The sequence below is a fragment of the Mycobacterium sp. E3305 genome, assembly GCF_001666785.1.
GTDB lineage: Bacteria > Actinomycetota > Actinomycetes > Mycobacteriales > Mycobacteriaceae > Mycobacterium.
Window position 1 is genome coordinate 21,235 of record NZ_LZJA01000122.1, and the last position, 21,683, is coordinate 42,917.

At 67.9% G+C, this 21,683-nt stretch carries 20 protein-coding genes and 1 pseudogene; 11 read left to right on the forward strand and 10 right to left on the reverse strand.

Annotation, left to right across the window (positions count from 1 at the left end):
- Positions 1–2: 2 nt before the first annotated feature.
- The 3 genes from A5701_RS10965 to A5701_RS10975 all read right to left on the reverse strand — a co-directional run bounded on the left by A5701_RS10965 (position 3) and on the right by A5701_RS10975 (position 2,131).
- Positions 3–410 carry a hypothetical protein gene (locus A5701_RS10965; RefSeq protein ID WP_067752556.1) on the reverse strand — a complete coding sequence of 136 codons (408 nt, stop codon included), beginning with the start codon at positions 408–410 and terminating at the stop codon, positions 3–5.
- A gap of 100 nt (positions 411–510) precedes the next feature.
- Complete coding sequence (locus A5701_RS10970; protein WP_067752501.1) at positions 511–1,389, reverse strand: PfkB family carbohydrate kinase; 879 nt, start codon at positions 1,387–1,389, stop codon at positions 511–513.
- A gap of 64 nt (positions 1,390–1,453) precedes the next feature.
- Positions 1,454–2,131, reverse strand: coding sequence for a cation transporter (locus tag A5701_RS10975; RefSeq protein WP_082969722.1), 678 nt, complete (start codon positions 2,129–2,131; stop codon positions 1,454–1,456).
- Positions 2,132–2,280: 149 nt separating this feature from the next.
- Between A5701_RS10975 and A5701_RS10980 the strand changes: the two genes are divergently transcribed.
- The 10 genes from A5701_RS10980 to A5701_RS11025 all read left to right on the forward strand — a co-directional run bounded on the left by A5701_RS10980 (position 2,281) and on the right by A5701_RS11025 (position 13,150).
- The gene (locus tag A5701_RS10980) at positions 2,281–4,521 is read left to right on the forward strand and encodes an adenylate/guanylate cyclase domain-containing protein (RefSeq protein ID WP_067752503.1); all 2,241 of its coding nucleotides are present in this window, start codon (positions 2,281–2,283) and stop codon (positions 4,519–4,521) included.
- On the forward strand, positions 4,518–5,963 hold the full coding sequence (locus A5701_RS10985; RefSeq protein ID WP_067752505.1) for a mechanosensitive ion channel domain-containing protein: 1,446 nt from the start codon (positions 4,518–4,520) through the stop codon (positions 5,961–5,963). Before A5701_RS10980 ends, A5701_RS10985 begins: the two co-directional genes overlap by 4 nt.
- 105 nt (positions 5,964–6,068) lie before the next feature.
- Positions 6,069–7,328, forward strand: coding sequence for a glutamate-5-semialdehyde dehydrogenase (locus A5701_RS10990; RefSeq protein WP_067752508.1), 1,260 nt, complete (start codon positions 6,069–6,071; stop codon positions 7,326–7,328).
- A gap of 33 nt (positions 7,329–7,361) precedes the next feature.
- Positions 7,362–8,237: a MoxR family ATPase gene (locus tag A5701_RS10995; protein WP_067752510.1), complete on the forward strand. Its 876-nt coding sequence runs from the start codon at positions 7,362–7,364 to the stop codon at positions 8,235–8,237.
- Complete coding sequence (locus A5701_RS11000; RefSeq protein WP_067752513.1) at positions 8,237–9,685, forward strand: VWA domain-containing protein; 1,449 nt, start codon at positions 8,237–8,239, stop codon at positions 9,683–9,685. Before A5701_RS10995 ends, A5701_RS11000 begins: the two co-directional genes overlap by 1 nt.
- A 194-nt stretch (positions 9,686–9,879) precedes the next feature.
- Positions 9,880–10,536, forward strand: a complete 657-nt coding sequence (gene nadD / locus A5701_RS11005; RefSeq protein ID WP_255369132.1) for a nicotinate-nucleotide adenylyltransferase — start codon at positions 9,880–9,882, stop codon at positions 10,534–10,536.
- On the forward strand, positions 10,533–10,922 hold the full coding sequence (gene rsfS, locus A5701_RS11010; protein WP_067752515.1) for a ribosome silencing factor: 390 nt from the start codon (positions 10,533–10,535) through the stop codon (positions 10,920–10,922). Before nadD ends, rsfS begins: the two co-directional genes overlap by 4 nt.
- The gene (gpgP, locus tag A5701_RS11015) at positions 10,919–11,593 is read left to right on the forward strand and encodes a glucosyl-3-phosphoglycerate phosphatase (RefSeq protein WP_067752517.1); all 675 of its coding nucleotides are present in this window, start codon (positions 10,919–10,921) and stop codon (positions 11,591–11,593) included. Before rsfS ends, gpgP begins: the two co-directional genes overlap by 4 nt.
- A complete protein-coding gene (gene octT / locus A5701_RS11020) occupies positions 11,583–12,320 on the forward strand; it encodes a diglucosylglycerate octanoyltransferase (RefSeq protein WP_067752519.1) in 738 nt (245 codons plus the stop codon). The genes gpgP and octT overlap by 11 nt, the downstream gene beginning before the upstream one ends.
- A 5-nt stretch (positions 12,321–12,325) precedes the next feature.
- Entirely contained in the window at positions 12,326–13,150 is an 825-nt protein-coding gene (locus tag A5701_RS11025) for a DegV family protein (RefSeq protein ID WP_067752523.1), read from the forward strand.
- On the opposite strand, the gene A5701_RS11030 is transcribed toward A5701_RS11025, so the two are convergent.
- The 6 genes from A5701_RS11030 to A5701_RS11055 all read right to left on the reverse strand — a co-directional run bounded on the left by A5701_RS11030 (position 13,147) and on the right by A5701_RS11055 (position 20,473).
- Entirely contained in the window at positions 13,147–16,053 is a 2,907-nt protein-coding gene (locus A5701_RS11030; RefSeq protein ID WP_067752526.1) for an RND family transporter, read from the reverse strand. The genes A5701_RS11025 and A5701_RS11030 overlap by 4 nt on opposite strands.
- The gene (locus tag A5701_RS11035; protein ID WP_067752531.1) at positions 16,050–16,478 is read right to left on the reverse strand and encodes an MmpS family transport accessory protein; all 429 of its coding nucleotides are present in this window, start codon (positions 16,476–16,478) and stop codon (positions 16,050–16,052) included. The genes A5701_RS11030 and A5701_RS11035 overlap by 4 nt, the downstream gene beginning before the upstream one ends.
- 210 nt (positions 16,479–16,688) lie before the next feature.
- Positions 16,689–17,747, reverse strand: coding sequence for a dihydrodipicolinate reductase (locus A5701_RS11040; protein WP_067752533.1), 1,059 nt, complete (start codon positions 17,745–17,747; stop codon positions 16,689–16,691).
- 25 nt (positions 17,748–17,772) lie between these two features.
- A complete protein-coding gene (locus tag A5701_RS11045) occupies positions 17,773–18,195 on the reverse strand; it encodes a PPOX class F420-dependent oxidoreductase (RefSeq protein WP_067752535.1) in 423 nt (140 codons plus the stop codon).
- A 3-nt stretch (positions 18,196–18,198) separates the two neighbouring features.
- Entirely contained in the window at positions 18,199–19,305 is a 1,107-nt protein-coding gene (locus A5701_RS11050) for an acyl-CoA dehydrogenase family protein (protein WP_067752536.1), read from the reverse strand.
- 7 nt (positions 19,306–19,312) lie between these two features.
- Positions 19,313–20,473 carry an acyl-CoA dehydrogenase family protein gene (locus A5701_RS11055; protein WP_067752544.1) on the reverse strand — a complete coding sequence of 387 codons (1,161 nt, stop codon included), beginning with the start codon at positions 20,471–20,473 and terminating at the stop codon, positions 19,313–19,315.
- Positions 20,474–20,667: 194 nt separating this feature from the next.
- On the opposite strand from A5701_RS11055, the gene A5701_RS11060 reads away from it, so the two are divergent.
- Positions 20,668–21,501: a ComEA family DNA-binding protein gene (locus tag A5701_RS11060; protein ID WP_067752546.1), complete on the forward strand. Its 834-nt coding sequence runs from the start codon at positions 20,668–20,670 to the stop codon at positions 21,499–21,501.
- Positions 21,502–21,525: 24 nt separating this feature from the next.
- On the opposite strand, the pseudogene A5701_RS28840 reads toward A5701_RS11060, so the two are convergent.
- Positions 21,526–21,683: pseudogene (locus tag A5701_RS28840) on the reverse strand (competence protein); the annotation flags it as partial.

The following is a 21,683-nucleotide window of genomic DNA, read 5'->3' on the forward strand; positions in this document are numbered from 1 at the left end:
GCTCACGCCCTCGCGCGGCGCCAGCCCTGGTATTGCAGCTCCGCGAACACCAGCGTGTAGGCCCCGGCCGCCAGGTTCAACGCGACGCCGGCCGAGGTCAGCGGGAAGACGTCCGTGAGCACCAGCACCACGGCGGCCACGGTGTAGAGCAGGTTGCCGATGATGACGGCCATGCCGGCGCGGCGCACCGACGGCAGGTTGGCGAGCCCGAACACCAGCACGCCGTAGCCGAGCAAGAAGGCGCCCATCCCGTACTCGAACGCTTTCGTGGTACCCGAGAGCTCGGCGAGCCGGCCGGCCAGCGGGATGCCGGCCAGGCCGACCAGCCCGCTGATGGCGGCGTCGGCGCGCATGGCCAGGCGCAGCAGGCCGTCCCGGGTGCCCGTGCGATCAATCGTGGTAGCGGACATGATGTTCCTTTCTCGATGGCTGAAAACGATCGCCACCGACGTTGCCCGCGAACCACTGCCAGATCGACGCCGGACGCTGCCAACTGCTGCCAACCGCAGGTCAGGCCAGCGATTGCAGCGCCGCGTCGATCGCTTCGGCATCCGGTGCGCAGTCGCCGGCACCGGCTACCAGCGTCGCCAGCGCCCCCGCGGCGCAGGCGCGTCGCAGCGCGTGCAGCCGTCCGGCGGGCGAGCCCGGATGGGGTGGCCAGCTTCCCGCGAGCACACCGGCGAACACGTCCCCGGCGCCGGTGGTGTCCACCGCGGCCACCGCCGGAGCGGGCACCACAAAGTCGCCGTCGACACCTGCGTACCGCGCGCCGCGCGCCCCCAGGGTGGTGACCAGGTGATCGGGGCGCCACGGCCATTCGTCGGCCTCGGCCTCGTTGACGATGACCACGTCTGCCGCGGCGGCAAGGTCGGACAACGAGCCGGGGTCCTGCCCGGACGGTGAGGCGTTGACGATGACGACCGCGCCGGCCGAACGGGCCAGCTGTGCCGCGGTCGCCGCCGCCTGCGCGGGGATCTCCAACTGCGTCAACAAGACGTCGCAGCCGCTGATGGCGCCGCGCGCGGCGGCGCGGTCCAGCGTCAGCCGCGCGTTCGCCCCGGGCGCCACCACGATGGTGTTTTCGGCGTCGGCGTCGACAACGACGATCGCCGTGCCGCTCGGCCCGGGCGCTGCGGCGGTGCCGTCCAGAGCCACCCCGTTGTCCAGCAAGTGGGCGCGTAACCGCGCCGCGGCCGAGTCGTCGCCGACCGCTCCGACGAATTGCACCTGCGCACCCGCACGCGCCGCCGCCACCGCCTGATTGCCCCCCTTGCCGCCCGGCGCGGAGGTCAGCGACGACGCCAGCACCGTCTCGCCGGGGCGGGGGAGGGTGTCGACGCGCAGCGACAGGTCCATGTTCACGCTGCCGACCACGCAGACTCGCGCCATTACGCCGACGTCAGTCGATTGCAACCGCCAAACAGTCTGCGGCGCCGCGATTTTGGCTCTTGCATCAGCATCCGCAGTCCTCGCCGTGCCACGCCACAAATCCCTCGCGGACCGCAACACCGGCGATGACCAGGCCGACCGCCGGGTCCAGCCACCAGCCGCCCGGCCACACGGCGATGACGGCCAGCGTCAGCAGCACCGCCGCGGACTGCGCGGCGCACAAATAGTTTTGGGTGCCCTCCCCGGCGGTGGCCCGCGAGTTCAGGTGGCCGGCGAGCCGCCGCTTGGCCCATCCCAGCAGCGGCATCATGACCAGCGCCACCGCGGTCAAGGCGATCCCGATCACCGTCGTCCCGGGTCGGGCCCCGGTGAGCAGATTCCGGACCGATTCGAGAGCGATGTAGGGCGCGATGAGCCAGAACGAGACGGCCACCCCGCGCTGGGCATGGCGCTCCGAGGTCTCCGACAGCGTGCGGTCACCCGTGAACCGCCACACGACGATCACGCTCGCCAAGCCCTCGACGGCACTGCCGAGCGCCCAGCCGATCAGCGAGATGGACCCGACGGCGAACCCCTGCCACAGCCCGAGCGCGCCCTCCGCGCACATCCAGCACAGGCTCGCCCACGCGAGCCATCGCGCCCGGCGCGCGGCGCGTGTCCAAGCGGCGTCGGGCTCGGCGCCCCGGACGGTCGCCACGTCGCTGGGGCCGCAGCCGCAACCGTCCGCGCAGGCGTCGCTCATAGCGCCAAGGATAGGTGCACTCAGTCGGGTTGTTGAAGGCCCGAGCGTTCTTCGCCTTGAACGCTTTGCCGCAATCGCCCATATCTCGAGGCGCGCGCGCTAGTGTGCTGCGTGAGCGATGCTGCCTGTCCGAGGAAGGGCGAAGTCGAGTGACATCGAGCGAGCTACGAGACGCTGAGCCGGCTTCCCAGAACGCACCTGCGCCCGCCCCGGCACCCGACCCGGCCGAAACGGTTGTGGCGCAATCGGGCGAGGCCCGTAGAGGCCGTAAGTTCCGCCGTCGTCGGCTCTTCCGGATCGGCCTGCAATCCAAGCTCCTGCTGACGCTGCTGTTGTGCAGCATCCTGTCGATCGGGGTGATCGCCTTCATCGGGGCGTCGTCGGGCCGCAACGCGTTGCGCCAGGTCGAATCCGAGCGACTCACCGAACTGCGCGAGTCCCAGGCGCGGCAGGTGCAGTCACTGTTCAAAGAGGTCACGAATTCGCTGATCGTGTACAGCGGCGGCTTCAGCATCGTCGAGGCGACCACGGCGTTCACCGATGGCTTCGCGCAGTTGTCCAACGCGACGATCACCCCGGCCCAACAGCAGGCCCTCGTCAACTACTACGACAACAACATGATCAAGCCGATCAAGCGCATCACCGGTGAGGAGCTCGATCGCAACGCGATCTTCCCGAGTTCCAACGCGCAGAAGTACCTTCAGGCCAACTACACCGCGCAGTACCCATCGATCGCCGAGGCGAGGAAGGTCGAGGACGCGGGGGACGGCAGCGCCTGGTCGGCGGCCAGCGGCCGCTACGGCTTCTACATGCGCGACATCGTCACCCGTTTCGAGTACCCGGATGCGCTGCTGCTGGACATGCAGGGCAACGTCGTGTACTCGGTGAACAAGGGCCCCGATCTGGGCACCAACATCCTCACCGGCCCGTACCGCGAGTCCAATCTGCGGGACGCATACCAAAAGGCCCTGCGCTCCAACGATCTCGACTTCGTCTGGATCACCGACTTCCAGCCGTACCAGCCGCAGCTCGACGCCCCGACGGCGTGGGTGGTGTCGCCGGTGGGAATGAACGGAAGATTCAACGGCGTGATGGCGCTGCCGCTGCCGATCTCGAAGATCAACAAGATCATGACGGCCGACAAACATTGGGAGGCCGCCGGGATGGGCCCGGCCACCGAGACCTACCTCGCCGGTCCAGATAACCTGATGCGTTCCGACTCAAGGCTTTTCCTCGAGGATCCCGCCGAGTACAAACGCGAGGCCGTGGCGTCCGGCACCCCGCCCGACGTCGTCGAGCAAGCCATCCGACTCGGTGGCACGACGCTGGTGCAGCCGGTGCCCACCGCGGGCCTTCGCGCCGCCCAGCGCGGACAAACCGGAGTCCTCAGCGCCACCGACTATCTGGGCAACAGGGAACTGGAGGCCTACGCCCCGCTGACGGTGCCGAACTCCAATCTGCACTGGTCGATCCTGGCGACGCGCGACAACTCCGACGCGTTCGCTCGCCTCGGCCGGTTCAGCAGAACGCTCGTGCTTGCCGTGTCGATCATGATCTTCGCCATCTGCGTGGCGTCGATGGTGCTGGCCCAGCTGATGTTGCGCCCGATCCGTCGGCTGCAGGCCGGCACGCAGAAGATCACCTCGGGCGACTACGAGGTCAACATCCCGGTGAAGACGCGCGACGAAATCGGCGAGCTGACTGCGGCTTTCAATGAGATGAGCCGCAACCTGGCGATCAAGGAGGAGTTGCTCAACGAACAGCGCAGGGAGAACGACCGCCTGTTGCTGGCGCTGATGCCCGAGTCCGTCGTGCAGCGATATCGCGAGGGACAGGAGACCATCGCGCAGGAACACCAGGACGTGGCCGTCATCTTCGCCGAAATCGTCGGGCTCGACGAGGTCTCCGTCGGCATATCCGGCGACGAGCTGGTGGGGATCGTCGACGAACTCTTCCGGCAATTCGACTCGGCCGCCGAATCTCTCGGCGTCGAGCGAATCCGCACCTTCCACAATGGCTACCTCGCCAGCTGCGGCGTGGTCACGCCGCGGCTGGACAGCATTCACCGGAGCGTCGACTTCGCGCTCGAAATGCGCCACATCATCGAGCGGTTCAACAACCAGACGGGTCACGAGTTGCGCCTTCGAGTGGGCATCAGCACCGGCAACGTCATCAGCGGACTGGTCGGCCGCTCGGGGCTCGTGTATGACATGTGGGGCGCCGCGGTGAGCCTGGCCTACCAAATGCAGAGCGGCTCAAACCAATCGGGCATCTACGTCACATCGCAGGTGTACGAGGCGATGCGTGACGTGCGCCAGTTCGCGCCCGCGGGAACCATCTCGGTCGGCGGAACGGACCAGGCGATCTACCGGTTGTCGGAGCGATCATGAACCTGTTCGAATCGTCGTGGTTCTACTGGGCGATCGGGGTCGCGCTGGGATTCCCGGTCTGTTTGATCCTGCTCACCGAATTGCACCGCGCGCTGGTCCGGCGGAGAAGCCACCTGGCCAGGCAGGTCAGCCTGCTGCGCAACTATCTGCTGCCGCTGGGCGCACTGCTGCTGTTGGTCGTCAAGGCGTCGCAGATCCCGGCCGGGGATGGCTCGGTGCGGATCCTCACCACGATCTTCGGCCTGTTGGTGTTGGTGCTGGTGCTGTCGGCCCTGAACGCCACCGTGTTCGAGGGCGCGCCCGACGAAAGCTGGCGCAAGCGGTTGCCCGCCATCTTCATCGACGTCGCCCGCTTCGGAGTGATCGGCGTCGGGCTCGCGGTGATGCTCTCCTACATCTGGGGCGTCCGGATCGGCGGCCTGTTCACGGCGCTGGGCATCACCTCGGTGGTCATCGGGTTGATGCTGCAGAACTCCGTGGGCCAGGTCGTGTCCGGCTTGTTCATGCTCTTCGAGCAGCCGTTCCGGATCAACGACTGGCTGGACACCGGTACCACGCGGGGGCGCGTCGTCGAAGTGAACTGGCGGTCCGTCCACATCGACACCGGCAGCGGCATCCGCATCATGCCCAACTCGATGCTGGCCAGCACGTCGTTCACGAACCTGAGTCGCCCGTCGCGGGCATACGACTGTGCAATCACCACGAAGTTCGCGGCCGGCGATGCCCCAGACAAGGTGTGCGCGATGTTGACGCGGGTCGCCGGTGCGCTGCCGGCCCGCAGACCGGAGGTGTTGCCGACCACCGTCGCGCTGGGCGGCGCCCAGTACCGCACCACCATCAGGCTGACGTCGCCCGCCGACGCGGAAGCCACCGAAGCCACCTTCCTGCGCTGGGTCTGGTACGCCGCGCGGCGGTCGCGCCTGCGGCTGGACGGCGCCGACGACAACTACTCCACCAAGCAGCGCGTGGAGAAAGCGCTGCGCACGGTGGTCGCCCCGGCGTTGCGGCTGAGTCACACCGATCAGCAATCGCTGGTGCCGTACGCCAAGCTCGTCCGCTACGGTGCCGACGAAATCATCGAGTCCGCCGGTCAGGTGTCCTCGGGCATGACCTTCCTGGTCGCCGGGCGGGTCCGGCTGACGGCGACGACCGAGGACGGGTCGGTGGTGCCTGCCAGCATCCTCGACGAGGGATCGTTCCTCGGCCTGACGGCGCTGACCCGTCAACCCAACCTGGCCGGCGCCTACGCGCTGGACGAGGTGACGGCGCTGCAGATCGAGCGTGAGCACCTCGAGCACCTCGTGATGCGTAAACCGTTGCTGCTTCAAGACTTAGGGCGACTGATCGATGAGCGGCAGGCCAAGGTGCGAGAGGCGGGCCGCCGCGACCGGGCCGGCCATGCCGGTGTCGAGCGACAGCAGCCGGCCAAACCGCGGCGCTGACTCGCCGACGCTTGAAATCTCGGTCCCGGCGCGTTACGTGCGGAGCGGATGGCGTAATACCCGGGCCGCCGCGCTGGGCCGGTCAAGGCCCGATACCCTGGTTCAATGAGTCTGCAAGCACCATCGCTTCCTGACTTGCGTCGCGAGGTCCACAATGCCGCCCGGCGCGCCCGGGTCGCCTCTCGCGTCCTGGCGTTGTTGCCGACGGTGGCCAAGGACCAGGCGCTGCGCTCCGCGGCCGACGCGATAGCGGCTCACACCGATCTGATTCTCTCCGCCAACGCCGACGACCTCAGCGCTGCCGAAGCCGCGGGCACACCCACCGCGATGCTCGACCGGCTGGCGCTGGACTCCAAACGCGTCGAGGGGATCGCCGCCGGTCTGCGCCAGGTCGCCGGGCTGCCCGACCCGGTCGGGGAGGTGCTGCGCGGGTACACCCTGCCGAACGGTTTGCACCTGCGGCAGCAGCGCGTGCCGCTCGGCGTCGTCGGCATGATCTACGAGGGCCGGCCCAACGTCACCGTCGACGCCTTCGGCCTGGCGCTCAAGTCGGGCAATGCGGTGCTGTTGCGCGGGAGTTCGTCGGCGGCGCGGTCGAATCAGGCGCTGGTGCAGGTGCTGCGCGCCTCGCTGGTCAGTGAGGACCTGCCCGCCGATGCGGTGCAACTTCTTTCGGCCGCCGATCGCGCCACGGTGACGCACCTGATCCAGGCCCGCGGCCTGGTGGACGTGGTGATTCCGCGCGGCGGAGCGAGCCTGATCGACGCGGTGGTTCGCGACGCGCAGGTGCCCACCATCGAGACCGGTGTCGGCAACTGCCACGTGTACGTGCACGAAGGAGCCGACCTGGACCTCGCGGAACGAATCCTGCTGAACTCCAAGACCCGCCGCCCCAGCGTCTGTAATGCCGCCGAGACGCTGTTGGTCGACGCCACGATCGCCAAGAAGGCGCTGCCCCGGTTGGTGTCGGCCCTCGAGGACGCGGGCGTGACCGTGCACGGCGGGGTTTCGGCGGACGCCGCCGAGGACGACCTGCGCCGCGAGTACCTGTCGATGGACATCGCCGTCGCCGTGGTGGACGGCATCGACGCCGCGATCGCTCACATCAACGAGTACGGGACGGGGCACACCGAGGCGATTGTGACCAGCAATATGGCTGCCGCGCAACGGTTTAGCGACGGGGTCGATGCGGCGGCGGTGATGGTCAACGCGTCGACGGCGTTCACCGACGGGGAGCAGTTCGGCTTCGGCGCCGAAATCGGGATCTCCACCCAGAAATTGCATGCGCGCGGCCCGATGGGGCTGCCGGAGTTGACCTCGACCAAGTGGATCGCGTGGGGTGACGGGCAAGTCCGGCCCGCCTGACCGCGACGAAAGTGCTTTAGGAGAACCGAGATAGTGAGCGTGCCCGCCCGGCCCAAGCCGTTGTTCGCCGACATCGACGACGTTTCGCGACGGTTGGCCGAGACCGGTTACCTGCCCGACACCGCCACCGCCACCGCCGTATTCCTGGCCGACCGGCTCGGCAAGCCGTTGCTGGTGGAGGGTCCGGCCGGTGTCGGCAAGACCGAGCTGGCTCGCGCCGTCGCCCAGGCGACCGACTCGGGACTGGTCCGCCTGCAGTGCTACGAGGGGGTGGACGAGGCGCGCGCCCTGTACGAGTGGAACCACGCCAAGCAGATACTCCGTATTCAGGCCGGCTCCGGGGACTGGGATCAGACCAAGGACGACGTGTTCAGCGAGGAGTTCCTGCTGCAGCGGCCGCTGCTGACCGCCATCCGGCGCACCGAGCCCACGGTGCTGCTGATCGACGAAACCGATAAGGCCGACATCGAAATCGAGGGCCTGCTGCTCGAGGTGCTGTCCGACTTCGCGGTGACGGTCCCCGAGCTGGGCACGATCACCGCGGAGCGGACGCCGTTCGTCGTGCTGACCTCCAACGCAACCCGGGAGCTGTCCGAGGCCCTCAAGCGCCGCTGCCTGTTCTTGCACATCGACTTTCCCAGTCCCGAGCTGGAGCGCCGCATCCTGTTGTCGCGGGTGCCCGAGCTGCCCCAGCACCTCGCCGATGAGCTGGTGCGCACCATCGGCGTGTTGCGCGGCATGCAACTCAAGAAGGTGCCGTCCATCGCCGAGACCATCGACTGGGGTCGCACCCTGTTGGCGCTGGGCCTGGACACCATCGACGACGCCGTCGTTGCCGCCACCTTGGGCGTCGTCCTCAAGCATCAGTCCGATCAGCAGCGCGCAAGCGGCGAGCTCCGGCTGAACTGATGGCCGCCCGCCGCATCCGACCCACCCGGCCGCTCGCCCCGCACGGGCTGCCGGGCCACCTGGTGGGCTTCGTCGAAGCGCTTCGCGGAGTTGGCATTTCGGTGGGGCCGTCCGAGACGGTGGACGCCGGCCGCGTGATGGCCACCCTGGGCTTGAGCGACCGTGAGGTGCTGCGCGAGGGCATCGCCTGCGCCGTGCTGCGCCAACCCGATCACCGTGACACCTACGACGCCATGTTCGACCTGTGGTTCCCCGCGGCGCTGGGCGCACGCGCGGTGGTCACCGACGAAGGAGCCGACGGGTCACAAGGCGACGACTCGTTGCCGCCCGACGACGTCGAGGCGATGCGCCAGATGCTGCTGGACCTGCTCAACGAGAACCCCGACCTCGCCGACATGGACGAGCGGCTCGTCGCGATGATCGCGCGCATCGTGGAGGCCTACGGGAAGTACAGCTCCAGCCGGGGCCCGTCCTTCTCGTCGTACCAGGCGCTCAAAGCCATGGCGCTGGACGAGCTGGAGGGCAAGCTGCTGGCGGGGCTGCTCGCCCCGTATGGTGACGAGCCCACGCCCACGCAGGAGCAGATCGCCAAAGCCATGGCCGCGCAGCGGATTTCGCAATTGCGCAAGCTGGTCGACGCCGAGACCAAGCGGCGCACCGCCGAGCAACTCGGCCGCGATCACGTCCAGATGTACGGCATCCCACAGCTTTCGGAGAATGTCGAGTTCCTGCGGGCCTCGGGTGAACAGCTGCGCCAGATGCAACGGGTGGTGGCGCCGCTGGCGCGCACACTGGCCACCCGGCTCGCGGCCCGGCGGCGACGGTCCCGCGCGGGTGTGATCGATCTGCGCAAGACGCTGCGCAAGTCGATGTCCACCGGCGGCGTGCCGATCGATGTGGTGTTGGCCAAGCCCCGCCCGGCGCGGCCGGAACTGGTGGTGCTGTGTGACGTGTCCGGCTCGGTCGCCGGGTTCAGCCACTTCACCCTGCTGCTGGTACACGCTCTGCGCCAACAGTTTTCGCGAGTTCGGGTCTTCGCCTTCATCGACACCACCGACGAGGTGACGCACATGTTCGGGCCGGAAGCCGATCTGGCCGTGGCGATCCAGCGGATCACCCGGGAGGCCGGTGTGTTCAGCCGCGACGGGCATTCCGACTACGGCAACGCGTTCGCGTCGTTCGCGCAGGCGTTCCCCAACGTGCTGTCGCCGCGCAGCTCGCTGCTGGTGCTCGGTGACGGGCGCACCAACTACCGCAATCCGGAGACCGAGCTGCTCTCCCACATGGTGACCGCCAGCCGGCACGCGCACTGGCTGAATCCCGAACCCAAGCACCTGTGGGGCAGCGGCGACTCGGCGGTGCCGCGCTATCAAGAGGTCATCACGATGCACGAATGCCGGTCGGCCAAGCAGTTGGCCGCGGTGATCGACCAGCTGCTGCCGGTGTAGGGCCGGCTCGTCGCGGCGCACGGGGCACCGGGGCACGGCCCGCGAGCGTCACGCCAGCGTGATCGCGAGCGCCGTGTGTCACGCCAGCGTGGCGCCCGCAGGCGGGAGCCTCTCGCGTGGACCTGCTGTGGCCGGTGTGACGAAATCGGGCGACGGCGTCGCCTCAAGTAAGCTGGCAAATCGTGCAAAAGGAGCTGCGCAGGCTGGGTGTGATGGGTGGGACGTTCGATCCCATCCATTACGGGCACCTGGTTGCCGCCAGCGAGGTCGCCGACCTGTTCGACCTCGACGAAGTGGTCTTCGTGCCCAGCGGCCAGCCCTGGCAAAAGGATCGGCACGTTTCCGCGGCGGAGGACCGGTATCTGATGACGGTGATCGCCACCGCGTCCAACCCGCGCTTCTCGGTCAGCCGGGTCGACATCGACCGCGCAGGCCCCACCTACACCAAGGACACCCTGCGGGATCTGCACGCCCTCAACCCGGATTCGCAGCTGTACTTCATCACTGGCGCGGACGCGCTCGCCTCAATCCTGTCGTGGCAGGGCTGGCAGGAGATGTTCGACTTGGCGCGGTTCGTCGGCGTCAGCCGGCCGGGATACGAGCTGCGGCGCGAACACATCACCGGCGTGCTGGGCGAGCTGGCCGAGGATGTGCTCACCCTCGTCGAGATTCCGGCGCTGGCCATCTCGTCGACCGATTGCCGGCTGCGCGCCGAACAACGCCGGCCCCTCTGGTACCTGATGCCCGACGGCGTCGTGCAATACGTCTCCAAGCGCCGGCTGTATCGCGCCGGCGACCAATCGAAGGACTCCGTGAGCCGATCAACGCTGCCCGCCGGGAACAACACATGAGCGCCACGCAGGAGGCCATCGACATGGCGACCGTGGCCGCAGGTGCGGCCGCATCGAAGCTGGCCGACGACGTCATCGTGATCGACGTGTCGGGCCAGCTGGTCATCACGGACTGCTTCGTGATCGCCTCGGCGTCCAACGAGCGGCAGGTCAACGCCATCGTCGACGAGGTCGAGGAGAAGATGCGCAGGGCCGGCTACAAGCCGGCGCGCCGGGAGGGCACCCGGGAAGGGCGCTGGACGCTGCTGGACTACCGCGACATCGTCGTGCACATCCAGCACCAGGACGACCGCGACTTCTACGCCCTGGACCGGTTGTGGGGCGACTGCCCGGTGGTGCCCGTGGATCTAACCGAAGAACCCGACGGCTCGGTGGGCGCGCCATGACGATTCGTCGGCTGATCATGTTGCGGCACGGGCAAACCGAGTTCAATGCCGGCAGCAGGATGCAGGGGCAACTGGATTCCCAACTCAGCGAGCTCGGTCGCGCCCAAGCGGTCGCCGCCGCCGAGGTCCTGGGCAAGCTGCAGCCGTTGCTGATCGTGTCGTCGGACCTGCATCGTGCCTACGACACGGCGATCAGGCTGGGGGAGCGGACCGGCCTGCCGATCCGGGTGGACAAACGGTTGCGGGAAACCCACCTCGGCGACTGGCAGGGGTTGACGCATACCGAGGTGGACGCGCAGGCTCCGGGCGCGCGGCTGGCCTGGCGCGAGGACGCCACCTGGGCGCCGCACGGCGGCGAGAGCCGCGTCGATGTGGCCGCCCGCAGCGTGCCACTCGTCTCCGAACTGGTGTCCGGCGAACCGGACTGGGGTGATCCACAGCAAGCCGAGCGGCCGGTGGTGCTGGTGGCCCACGGCGGCCTGATCGCCGCGCTGTCGGCCGCCCTGCTGAAACTCCCGGTCGCCAACTGGCCGGTATTGGGCGGCATGGGAAACGCCAGCTGGGTTCAGCTGTCCGGTCACTCCGACGAGCAGGACGCGGGTTTCGACGCCATCCGGTGGCGCCTCGACGTGTGGAACGCTTCGGCGCAGGTGTCCAACGATGTCCTCTGAGGCGCGTCCGACTCTGCTGATCTTCGCCGACTCACTGGCGTACTACGGGCCCACCGGTGGCCTGCCCGCGGACGACCCCCGGATCTGGCCGAACATCGTTGCCAAACAACTGGATTGGGACGTCGAGCTCATCGGCCGCATCGGCTGGACCTGTCGCGATATCTGGTGGGCGGCCACCCAGGACCCGCGCGCGTGGGCGGCGCTGCCCAGGGCGGGGGCCGTCATCTTCGCCACCGGCGGCATGGATTCGCTGCCGTCGGTGCTGCCGACCGCGCTGCGGGAACTGATCCGCTACGTGCGTCCGCCTCGCTTGCGGCGCTGGGTTCGCGACGGTTACGGCTGGCTGCAGCCCCGGCTGTCACCGGTGGCCCGGTCGGCGCTGCCCCCACATCTCAGCGTTGAATACCTCGAACAGACCCGCGGCGCAATCGATTTCAATCGCCCGGGGATCCCGATCGTGGCGGCATTGCCCTCGGTGCACATCGCCGACACCTACGCCCACGCCCACCATGGCCGGCCGGGAACGGCGGCGGCGATCACCGAGTGGGCGCAGACCCACGATGTGCCGCTGGTCGACCTGAAAGCCGCCGTCGCCGAACAGATCATGTCCGGCCGGGGCAATCCCGACGGCATCCACTGGAACTTCGAAGCGCACCAAGCGGTTGCCGAGCTGATGCTCAAGGCGCTGGCCGAGGCTGGCGTGCCGACCGACAAGCCGCGCGGGTAATCCCCGTGACTGTCGTTGTGGTGACCGACGCGTCGGCGCGCTTGCCCGCCGAGCTGCTGGACGAATGGGCGATACGCGTCGTCCCGTTGCACATTCTGCTCGACGGCGTCGATCTGCGTGACGGAGTCGACGAGATCCCCGAAGACGTCTACCAGCGCCACGCGACCACCGCAGCGGCCACACCCGCCGAACTGGCCGACGCGTATCAGCAAGCGTTGGGCGACAGCGGCGGAGACGGCGTGGTGGCGGTGCACATCTCGTCCGCGTTGTCGGGGACCTGCGGTGCCGCGCAACGGACGGCCGCCGACCTGGACCCGCACGTGCGGGTCGTCGACTCGAAGTCGACCGCGATGGGCACCGGCTTCGTCGCGTTGGCGGCCGCGCGGGTCGCGGCCGCGGGCGGTGACCTCGACGCCGTCACCGAGGCGGCGAATGCGGCCGCACGGCGGACCCATGCGTTCATGGTGGTGCATCGACTGGACAACCTGCGGCGCAGCGGGCGGATCGGCGGGGCGAAGGCGTGGCTGGGCACCGCGCTGGCGCTCAAGCCGCTGCTGCGCATCGACGACGGGAAACTCGTTCTGGCGCAACGGGTACGCACCGTCACCCACGCGACGGAGGCGATGATCGACCGGGTTTGCGAGGTCGTCGGCGACGGTTCCGCCGCCCTGGCGGTGCATCACGTCGCCAACCCGGACGGCGCCAAGGACGTGGCGGCGACGCTGGCGCGGCGGCTGCCGGCCTGTGAGCCGGCGATCATCACCCCGTTGGGGCCGGTGCTCGCGCTGCACGTCGGCGCCGGAGCCGTCGCGGTTGTCGTGCAGCCCTAAACGGCGGCGGGCACCGGTCGCCGGGCGTTGTCACCCCGCGGATGCACCACCTGCGGCCACCAGAACCAACGGCCCAGCAGCGTCGCAATCGACGGCATCAGCAGCGTGCGCACGACGAGCGTGTCGAGCAACAGACCGATGCACACCGTCGAACCGAACTGCCCCAGCACCCGCAAGTCGCTGCCCAACATGGCCGCCATGGTGAACGCAAACACCAGACCGGCCGCGGTCACCACCCCGCCGGTACCCGCCATCGACCGGATGATTCCCGTCTTGAGGCCGGCATGGATCTCCTCTTTGAACCGGGAGACCAGCAACAGGTTGTAGTCGGATCCGACGGCCAGCAGGATGATCACGGACAGCGCCATCACGATCCAGTGGATCCTGATGCCGAACAGGTCCTGCCAAATCAGCACGGACAGGCCGAACGACGCCGCGATCGAGCTGGCCGCGGTGCCGACGATCACCAACGCCGCAACCACGCTCCGGGTGAGCAGCAGCATGATCATGAAGATCAGCGTCAGGGCGGACACCACGGCGATCATCAGGTCGTACTTCTCGCCGTCGGCCATGTCCTTGAACGTTGCGGCGGTCCCGCCCAGATAGACCCGGGCGTCGGACAGCGACGATTGCTTGAGACCCTCCTGCGCGGCGGTGCGTTCGGCGTCGACTTGCGCGATGCCCTCCGGCGACATCGGATCGCCCTGATGCGTGATGAAGAACCGCGCCGATTTACCGTCCGGCGACAAGAACATTCGAAGGCCGGTCTGGAAGTCCGGGTTGTCGAACGCCTCGGGCGGCAGGTAGAAGAAGTCGTCGTTCTTCGACGCGTCGAAGCTTTGGCCCATCACGATCGCGGTGTTGCTCATCGCCTCCATCTGGTCGATCATCGCCTTGAACGTCTGATACAGGGTGAGCGTGATGCCCCTGGTGGTTTTCAGCGTGGTGATCAGCGTGGGAAACAGCGCAGTCAGGTCGCGTGAGGCTTTGGCGGTGTGCTCGATGTCGGTGGTCAGGTAGTGGAACTGCTCGGCGAGCTGGTCGAACCCGTCGAACGTGTCGAACAGGGACCGCAGCCCGATGCACACGGGAATGTCGTAGCAGTGCCGCTCCCAGTAGAAGACGCTGCGTATCGGCCGGAAGGTGTCGTCGAAATCCGCGATGTGGTCGCGCAGGGTGTCGGTGATCTGCGACGTCACCGCGGTGGTCTTGGCGCTGTCGTCGGCGGCGTTGGCCAGGTCCAGCGACACCTCGTATTGGCGTTGCGTGGTCTCGATTTGGGTCTGCAGGTCGTCGGCCATCCGGAGGATGTCGGCGATGCGTTCCTTGAGGAAGCTCATGTTCTGCATCGTCGTCTGACTCTGGACGCTGTTCTGAAACGGTATCGAGCTGTGCTGGATCGGAATGCCCAGCGGCCGGGTGATGTCCTGGACCATGGCAATGCCCAGCGTGCGCATCTCGTTCTTGGCCACCCGGTCCAGCACCAGCATGTCGGCCGGGTTTCGCATGTCATGATCGGACTCGACCATCAGCAGGTCGGGATTCATCCGTGCCTCGGAGAAGTGCCGGTTCGCGGCCTCCTGTCCCTGATTGGACGGGGCCGACAGGGGCAGGTAATGGCGGTCGTTGTAGCTCGTGTGGAAGCTGGGCAGGGCGATCATGCCGACCAGCACAACCGCGGCGCTCACGGCCAAAACCGGTGCGGGCCAACGCACTACGGCGGTGCCCACCCGGCGCCACAGCCGGCCACGCTTCGCCTGCCTCTCGAACAAGTGGAAGCGGCTGCCGACGAAGACCACCGCGGGCCCCAGCGTGACGCCCGCCAGCACCACCACGATCATGCCAATCGCCACCGGCGCCCCCATGGTGTTGAACCACGGCAGCCGCGAAAAACTGAGGCAATACGTGGCACCCGCAATCGTCAGGCCCGAACCCAAGACGACCGGCGCGACGCCCTTGAATGTGGTGTAGTACGCGGTTTCTCGGTCCTCGCCCGCGGCCAACGCCTCCTGGTAGCGGCCGATCAGGAAGATGCCGTAGTCCGTCCCCGCGGCGATCGCCAGCATGGTGAGGATGTTGGCGGCGAAGGTGGTGAGCCCGAATGCGTTGTGGTACGCGAGAACCGCGACGACCCCCCGCGAACACGCCAGCGCGACAAAAGTCATGAACAGCTGCACCAGCGTAGTGACGATGGACCGGTAGACCAGCAGCAACATGATCGCGATGGCGCCCAGGGTGAACAGCGTGATCTTGGCCAGGCTGGCGTTACCGATGATGTGCATATCGTCGGACAAGGCGGCCGGGCCCGTGACGTAGGCCTTCACGCCCGGTGGCGCCTTGTTCTCCTCGATCACCTTGCGGACGGAGTCCACGGACTCGTTGGCCAGCGTCGTGCCCTGGTTACCGGCGAGGTTCACCTGCACATAGGCGCTCTTGGCGTCGGCACTCTGCGCACCCGCGGCCGTCAGTCGGTCGCCCCAGAAGTCCTGAATGTGCTGAATGTGCTTGGGATCCTGGCGGAGTTGCCGAATCAGCTTGTCGTAGTACTGGTGCGCGTCGGGGCCCAGCGGTTGCTGGCCCTCCAACACGATCATCACCGTGCTGTTGGAGTCGAATTCGTGGAAATTGTGGCCCAGGCGCATCATCGCCTTCATCGACGGCGCGTCCAGCGGGGTCATCGGCGCCGAGTGCGCCTCACCAACTTTTTCCAGTGTCGGGACGATGACATTCACCAGGACCGTTACGAACAGCCAGACCAAAATGATCGGCACCGCGAAGATGCGGATCGCATGCGGCAGGTACGGGCGGTGCCCCCGCTCGGCCTTGGACAGGCCCCTGGTGCTGATCGGGCCGGTGTCGGCCGCGCTCAGGTCACGCTGGGTCTCGTTGCTCGTGTTGCTCATGCGGACTTCACCAGGCAGAAGGTCTGCGCGTTGTGGCCGTCGGAACTCCGCTGTTCGCGCACGACGCCGTCCACGGTGATCTTGCAGCTGATCTCACCGCTGTCGCTCTGCGCCATGATGTTGGCGCTGACCGATGGCAAGGTCGTCGAGATGGTGGTCGACCACGGCAGCGGTGCCGCGTTCACCTGGTGGGTGTTGGCGTTCTCGTCCCAGTAGTTGATGTTGGCGGTGGCCCCGGGCGGGCCGGTGATGTCGTAGACGACGACCTTCGGATTGAACTGCACGATTTCGATCCCCTTGCCGGCGTTCGCGTTGAGGTCTTGAGAGCCGAAGATCCTGTGGAGCCGTGAAACGATCAACGCCGAAACGGCCAGCACGACCACCAACAACAGTGGTATCCACGCCCGCTTGAGCACACGGGTCATGGTGCCGGTACGTGGACCCGAGTCGTGACCAGCCACCACCTGACCGCCTTCCGCTCACCCGCCGTCCGGGCATTGCCGCAAAGCTCACCAACGTCGTCGACGACATCGCTGTCTTCTCGACTATTTGCTCAGCTAAGCACTCTAAACCTTAGTGCACGCAAGCGTTCCTCCGGGGGCCTTCGATGTGGCGAACTGCATATGGGGTCGGGCCTAGCGGGCCACGCGGCCGGTGACCGGGGGCAGATCGGCCAGCGTGACGATCCCGGGCCCGGCGGCCACCACGGCCGGGACCGCGTTCGTGACGGGCATGGCCGTGTAGATCATTCCCAATCCCATGAACCCCGGCTCAGTCCAATCCTTGGGTGGCAGGCAATGCAGGACGGTGCGCATGTTGGGCAGCCCGTACACCTGGATGACGTGGCCGTGCTCCAGCGGTTTGGGCGGCACCACGTGATCGCCCATGGTCCAGTTGAACCCGACACTGACCACGTTGCGGTCGCCCTCCCAGCCGCGGTGGTAGCCATAAACCCCGCCCACCGTTCCCGCGGGAATCGTCATGAAGCCCAGATCGGAATCGCCGGTGGCGGCGGTGAAGGTGACGTCGAACGTCATCCGGTCCAGCTTCGCCCCGATCGCGTCGGCCATCATGGCGGCCGATTCGGCGAAGACCTCGCTTTCGCGCCGCACGCTTTCGGCCAGCCCAGGAGTATCGGGGTCCTGCGAGAAGCCCATCGCCGTCTGGGTTTCCGCCGATTCGTAGGTCGAGCAGTCCACCGACTCGGTGATGCGGATCTCGTCGACGCGTTCGCAGGCGCCGGACAGGACCATGCCCACCATGTTGGTCATGCCCGGGTGGGCGCCGCTGCCGAAGATGGTCGAACCGCCCCGCTTGCAGGCGTCGGCGATGCGCTCGCGGTCCTCGGGCGTCTGCTTGCCCCCGGTGATCCACGCCGCGCTGGAGCACACGTTGACGCCGGATTCCAGCAACCGGACCAGTTCATCGACGTTGGGCCACAACGGGTTATAGCAACAGGCATCGGCGCCCAGGGCGAGTAGCGCGTCGATGTCGTTGGTCGCTTGCACGCCCGTCGGTTCCGGCCAGCCGGCCAGTTCGGCGGCATCCACGCCGACCTTGTCCGCCCCGTGCGCGTACACCCCGACCAGCTCCATGTCCGGCCTGCCGATGATGGCGTGCAGGGAACGCCGCCCGATGTTCCCGGTGGTCCACTGGATCACCTTGAGCGGACGGTCGGTCGGTGGCTTGCTCATCGCGTCTCCTTTGACGGGTGGAAACTCAGTCGCTGATATCGAAGCCGGCGATCACCTTGGTGGGACGCAGCCGCACCACGAGCTCGCCGGAAACGGCGTTGCGGCGGCCGAATTCCTCGGCGCGATCGGCGCCCATGTACCGCGCGCCGGTCCTGGTGGCGATGTCCAACACGTCGGCCGGGTCGTCACCGACCGCCGCGACGCCCTGCACCTGAACGAACGAATACGGCGGATGAGGATCGTCGACGCAGATCACCGTTCGTGGATCACGCGCCAGGGCACGGCCTTTCGACGTGTCACGGCCCGTGGTGAACGCCAGCTGCCCATCGTCGACGACGAACCACACCGGCGTCACCAGCGGCCGGCCGTCGGCGGTGACGTACCCCAGCATCCCGGTGCGGGTGCCGGCTGACAGGAAGGAGACAACCCTGTCGGACAGCTCTGTCATCGGCTAGAGCCGGACCAAGTCGTAGTCGCCGATGTGGTCGATCAGAGTGTGCAGGTGTTCGCCGGAGGTGCCCAGGGTGTGCTCGATCGCGGTGAGCCGGGCCGCATAGTGGGCCACCGGATATTCGGCGGTCACGCCGATTCCGCCGTGCAGCTGGATCGATTCCTGCGCGATGTGCCGGCCCGCGCGGCCGATCTGCAACTTGGCGCGCGAGGCGATCACCGGGTCCAGGTTGCCGTCGGCGATCGACATCGACGCGTAGAGGCTCATGCTGCGGGCCAGTTCCAGCGAGACGTACATGTCGGCGGCCCGCTGGGTGAGTGCCTGGAATTTGTTGAGCGTGACCCCAAACTGCTTGCGGGTCTTCAGGTAATCGGTCGTGAGTCGCAGCGCTTCCTCCATCGCTCCGACCGCTTCGGCGCACAGCCCCGACTGGATGCGGATGACAGCACCGCGGATGGCCTGCGCCGCGTCCGCCGCTTCCCCCAGGGGTTCGGCCGGAGTGGAGTCCAGATCGATCTGGGCGCCGCGTTGTCCGTCGAACGTCGGGTACGGATGCCTGGTGACCGTCGCCGCGTCGACCAGGAACAGCCCGGTGCCGCCGTCCGGCAGGGCGGCGCTGACCACCAGGGTGTCGGCGGAGTCGCCGGCCAGCACCGGGTTCTTCCGTCCGCTCAGTGTCCACGAATCGCCTTGGCGCGCAGCCTTGGTGGCCACGTCGGCGGACGGTTTGCGCTGGCCCGGTTCCAGGTGGGCGAACGCCAGCAACCGCTGTCCGCCCGCGACCTCGTCGAGCAGTTGCTTCTGCTCCTCGCTGCCCAACTCGGCGATCAGCGCGCCGGGCCCGAGCGCGGCATGCAGGACCGGTTCCGGGGCGAGCCGGCGCCCGATTTCGGTGAGCACGACCGCGATCTCGATCTGGCCCGACTCGTCGGGGTCGAAGCCGAGGCCGAGGATGCCGGTGTCGGCGAGCTGACTCCACACCTCGCGGCTCCACCCGAGATCGGAGTCGATGATTTTGTTGCGGCTTTCCGGGTCGTAGGTGCGCGCCAGCAGTTCGCGCGTCGTGTCGCGGAGCAGGCCTTGCTCGTCGCTCAGCTGAAAGTCCATGGCTGCCTCACAATCCCAGGATGGTGGACGCGATGATGTTGCGTTGCACTTCGTTGCTGCCGCCGTAGATCGACGTCTTGCGGTAGTTGAGGTAGTGCGGCGCGCTGTGCTGTGCCCAGGACGGCGACGAGATGTCCTCGCCGTCGGCCGGCAACGCGTCGGGGCCGGCCACCTCGACGAGCAGTTCGGTGGCCACCTGTTGCAGCTGGCTGCCGCGCAGCTTGAGCACCGACGACGCCGGGTTGGGCTGTCCGTTCGCGGAGTCGGTGACCACCCGCGACTGCGTGAGTTCCAGTGCCAGCAGCTCGTTTTCGGCTTCGGCCAGCCGCGCGGCGAACAGGGGATCTTCGAGCACCCCGGTGGCGGCGGCGTGTTTCTTCACCTCGGCGAGGCGCACCTTTGTCCGGCCCACGCCCGCGATGCCGGTGCGCTCGTTGCCCAGCAGGAACTTCGCGTACGTCCAGCCCTTATTCTCTTCTCCAACAAGCTGATTCGCGGGCACTCGGACGTCTTCGAAGAAGATCTCGTTGACCTCGTGGCCGCCGTCGATCGTCTTGATGGGCCGCAGCGTGACGCCCGGCGTCTTCATGTCGAACAGCAGGAACGAGATGCCGGCCTGACGCTTGGGCGCCTGCGGGTCGGTGCGCACCAAACAGAAGATCCAGTCCGCGTACTGGCCCAGCGTGGTCCAGGTCTTCTGGCCGTTGACGACGTAGCTGTCGCCGTCCCGCACCGCGGTGGTGCGCAGCGACGCCAGGTCCGAACCCGCCTCCGGCTCGGAGAAGCCCTGGCACCACCAGATGTCGAGGCTTGCCGTCGGCGGCAGGAAGCGCTGTTTGACTTCCTCCGAACCGAATTCGGCGATCACCGGACCGACCATCTTGGTGTTGAAGTTGAGCGGCTCGGGGACGCACGCCAGCTGCATCTCGTCGGCCCAGATCTGGTGCTGGGTGGGCGTCCAGTCCTTGCCGCCCCACTCGACCGGCCAGTTCGGCACCGCAAGGCCGTGCTCGTGCAGAATCTTGTGGCTGGTGACGATGTCGTCGTGGTTCACCTCTGCCGAGCCCTTGCGCACCCGCTCGCGCAGTTCTTCCGGGATCTTCGTGGTGTAGATCGTGCGGAGTTCGTCGCGGAACGCGGCTTCCTCCGGTGTGAGCGCCAGTTGCACGGCGGCCTCCTGTCGTCGGGGGTGAACGTGGCCACCAGCGTCGGATGGATGCCCGGTTCTGGCGATGCGTTCTTGGTTCCATATTGACCCATCGCGTAGAGCGGTTGTGCACAGCCTCGGTTTAGTCCACAGTTGCCGGTCGCGGCGCCGCCCGGCGGGGCCCAGCTGGCGGTCGCCGCACCTACGGTCGGCGCATGCGGACAGAACTTCCCGCCGAGCGCCTCCAGCGGCGACTCGGTGCCGAACCCGACGCCGAGCCCGACGGCGCGGAGTCGATGTCACCGGCGGCGGACGAGGACCAGAATTCGCTGCTGCCACGTTGGCTGCCGGACGCGTCCCCGGATCGAGGCTGGATGGCCAGGCTGCGCGCCGACCCGGGGCGGACCGGCGCCATCGGATTGGCGATCGTGGCCGCGCTGGCCGTCCTGGTGACGGTGTTCACGCTGCTTCACGACCGGCCGGCGCCGGTGATGTCGGCGAAGCTGCCGCCGGTGGAGAAGGGGTCGACGGCCGGTCCAAAGCCGTCGGTGCCCCCCGGGCCCGACCGGCCCGTGGTGGTGAGCGTGGTGGGCCTGGTGCACAGCCCCGGGTTGGTCACCCTGGCGCCCGGCGCGCGGGTCGCGGACGCGCTGCAGGCGGCGGGCGGCGCGGTGAACGGCGCGGACACCGTCGGGTTGAACATGGCGCGCCCGCTCGGCGACGGCGAGCAGATCGTCGTCGGGCTGGCCCCCGGCCCCGGGCAGCCGACGGCGTTGGGCAGCTCGGTGGCTGCCGGTTCGACACCGACGTCGAAGCCGCCGCGGCCCGGGACGGGTTCGGTGAAGCCGAAGGCGGATGCGGTGCTCGACCTCAACACCGCGACCGCGGAGGATTTGGACACGCTGCCCGGCGTCGGACCGGTCACCGCCGCGGCGATCGTCGCCTGGCGGCAGGCGAACGGCAAATTCACCAGCGTCGACCAGCTCGCCGACGTCGACGGCATCGGCCCGGCGCGCCTGGAGAAGCTGCGCGCCCTGGTCCGTGTCTGACAACCACGACCAGCCGTGCCCCGGCGAATCGGCCGCGGCGCGCCAGGCCAGCAGGCCGGAGACGGCGGCCAACACCACACAGCACGCCGCCACCGGCCTGCCGATCGGCCACCAGATGCCGGCGGCGGTCACCACCCAGCAGGTGAGCGCGGCCGGTACCAGGCGTGCATCGAGGCGCGCCG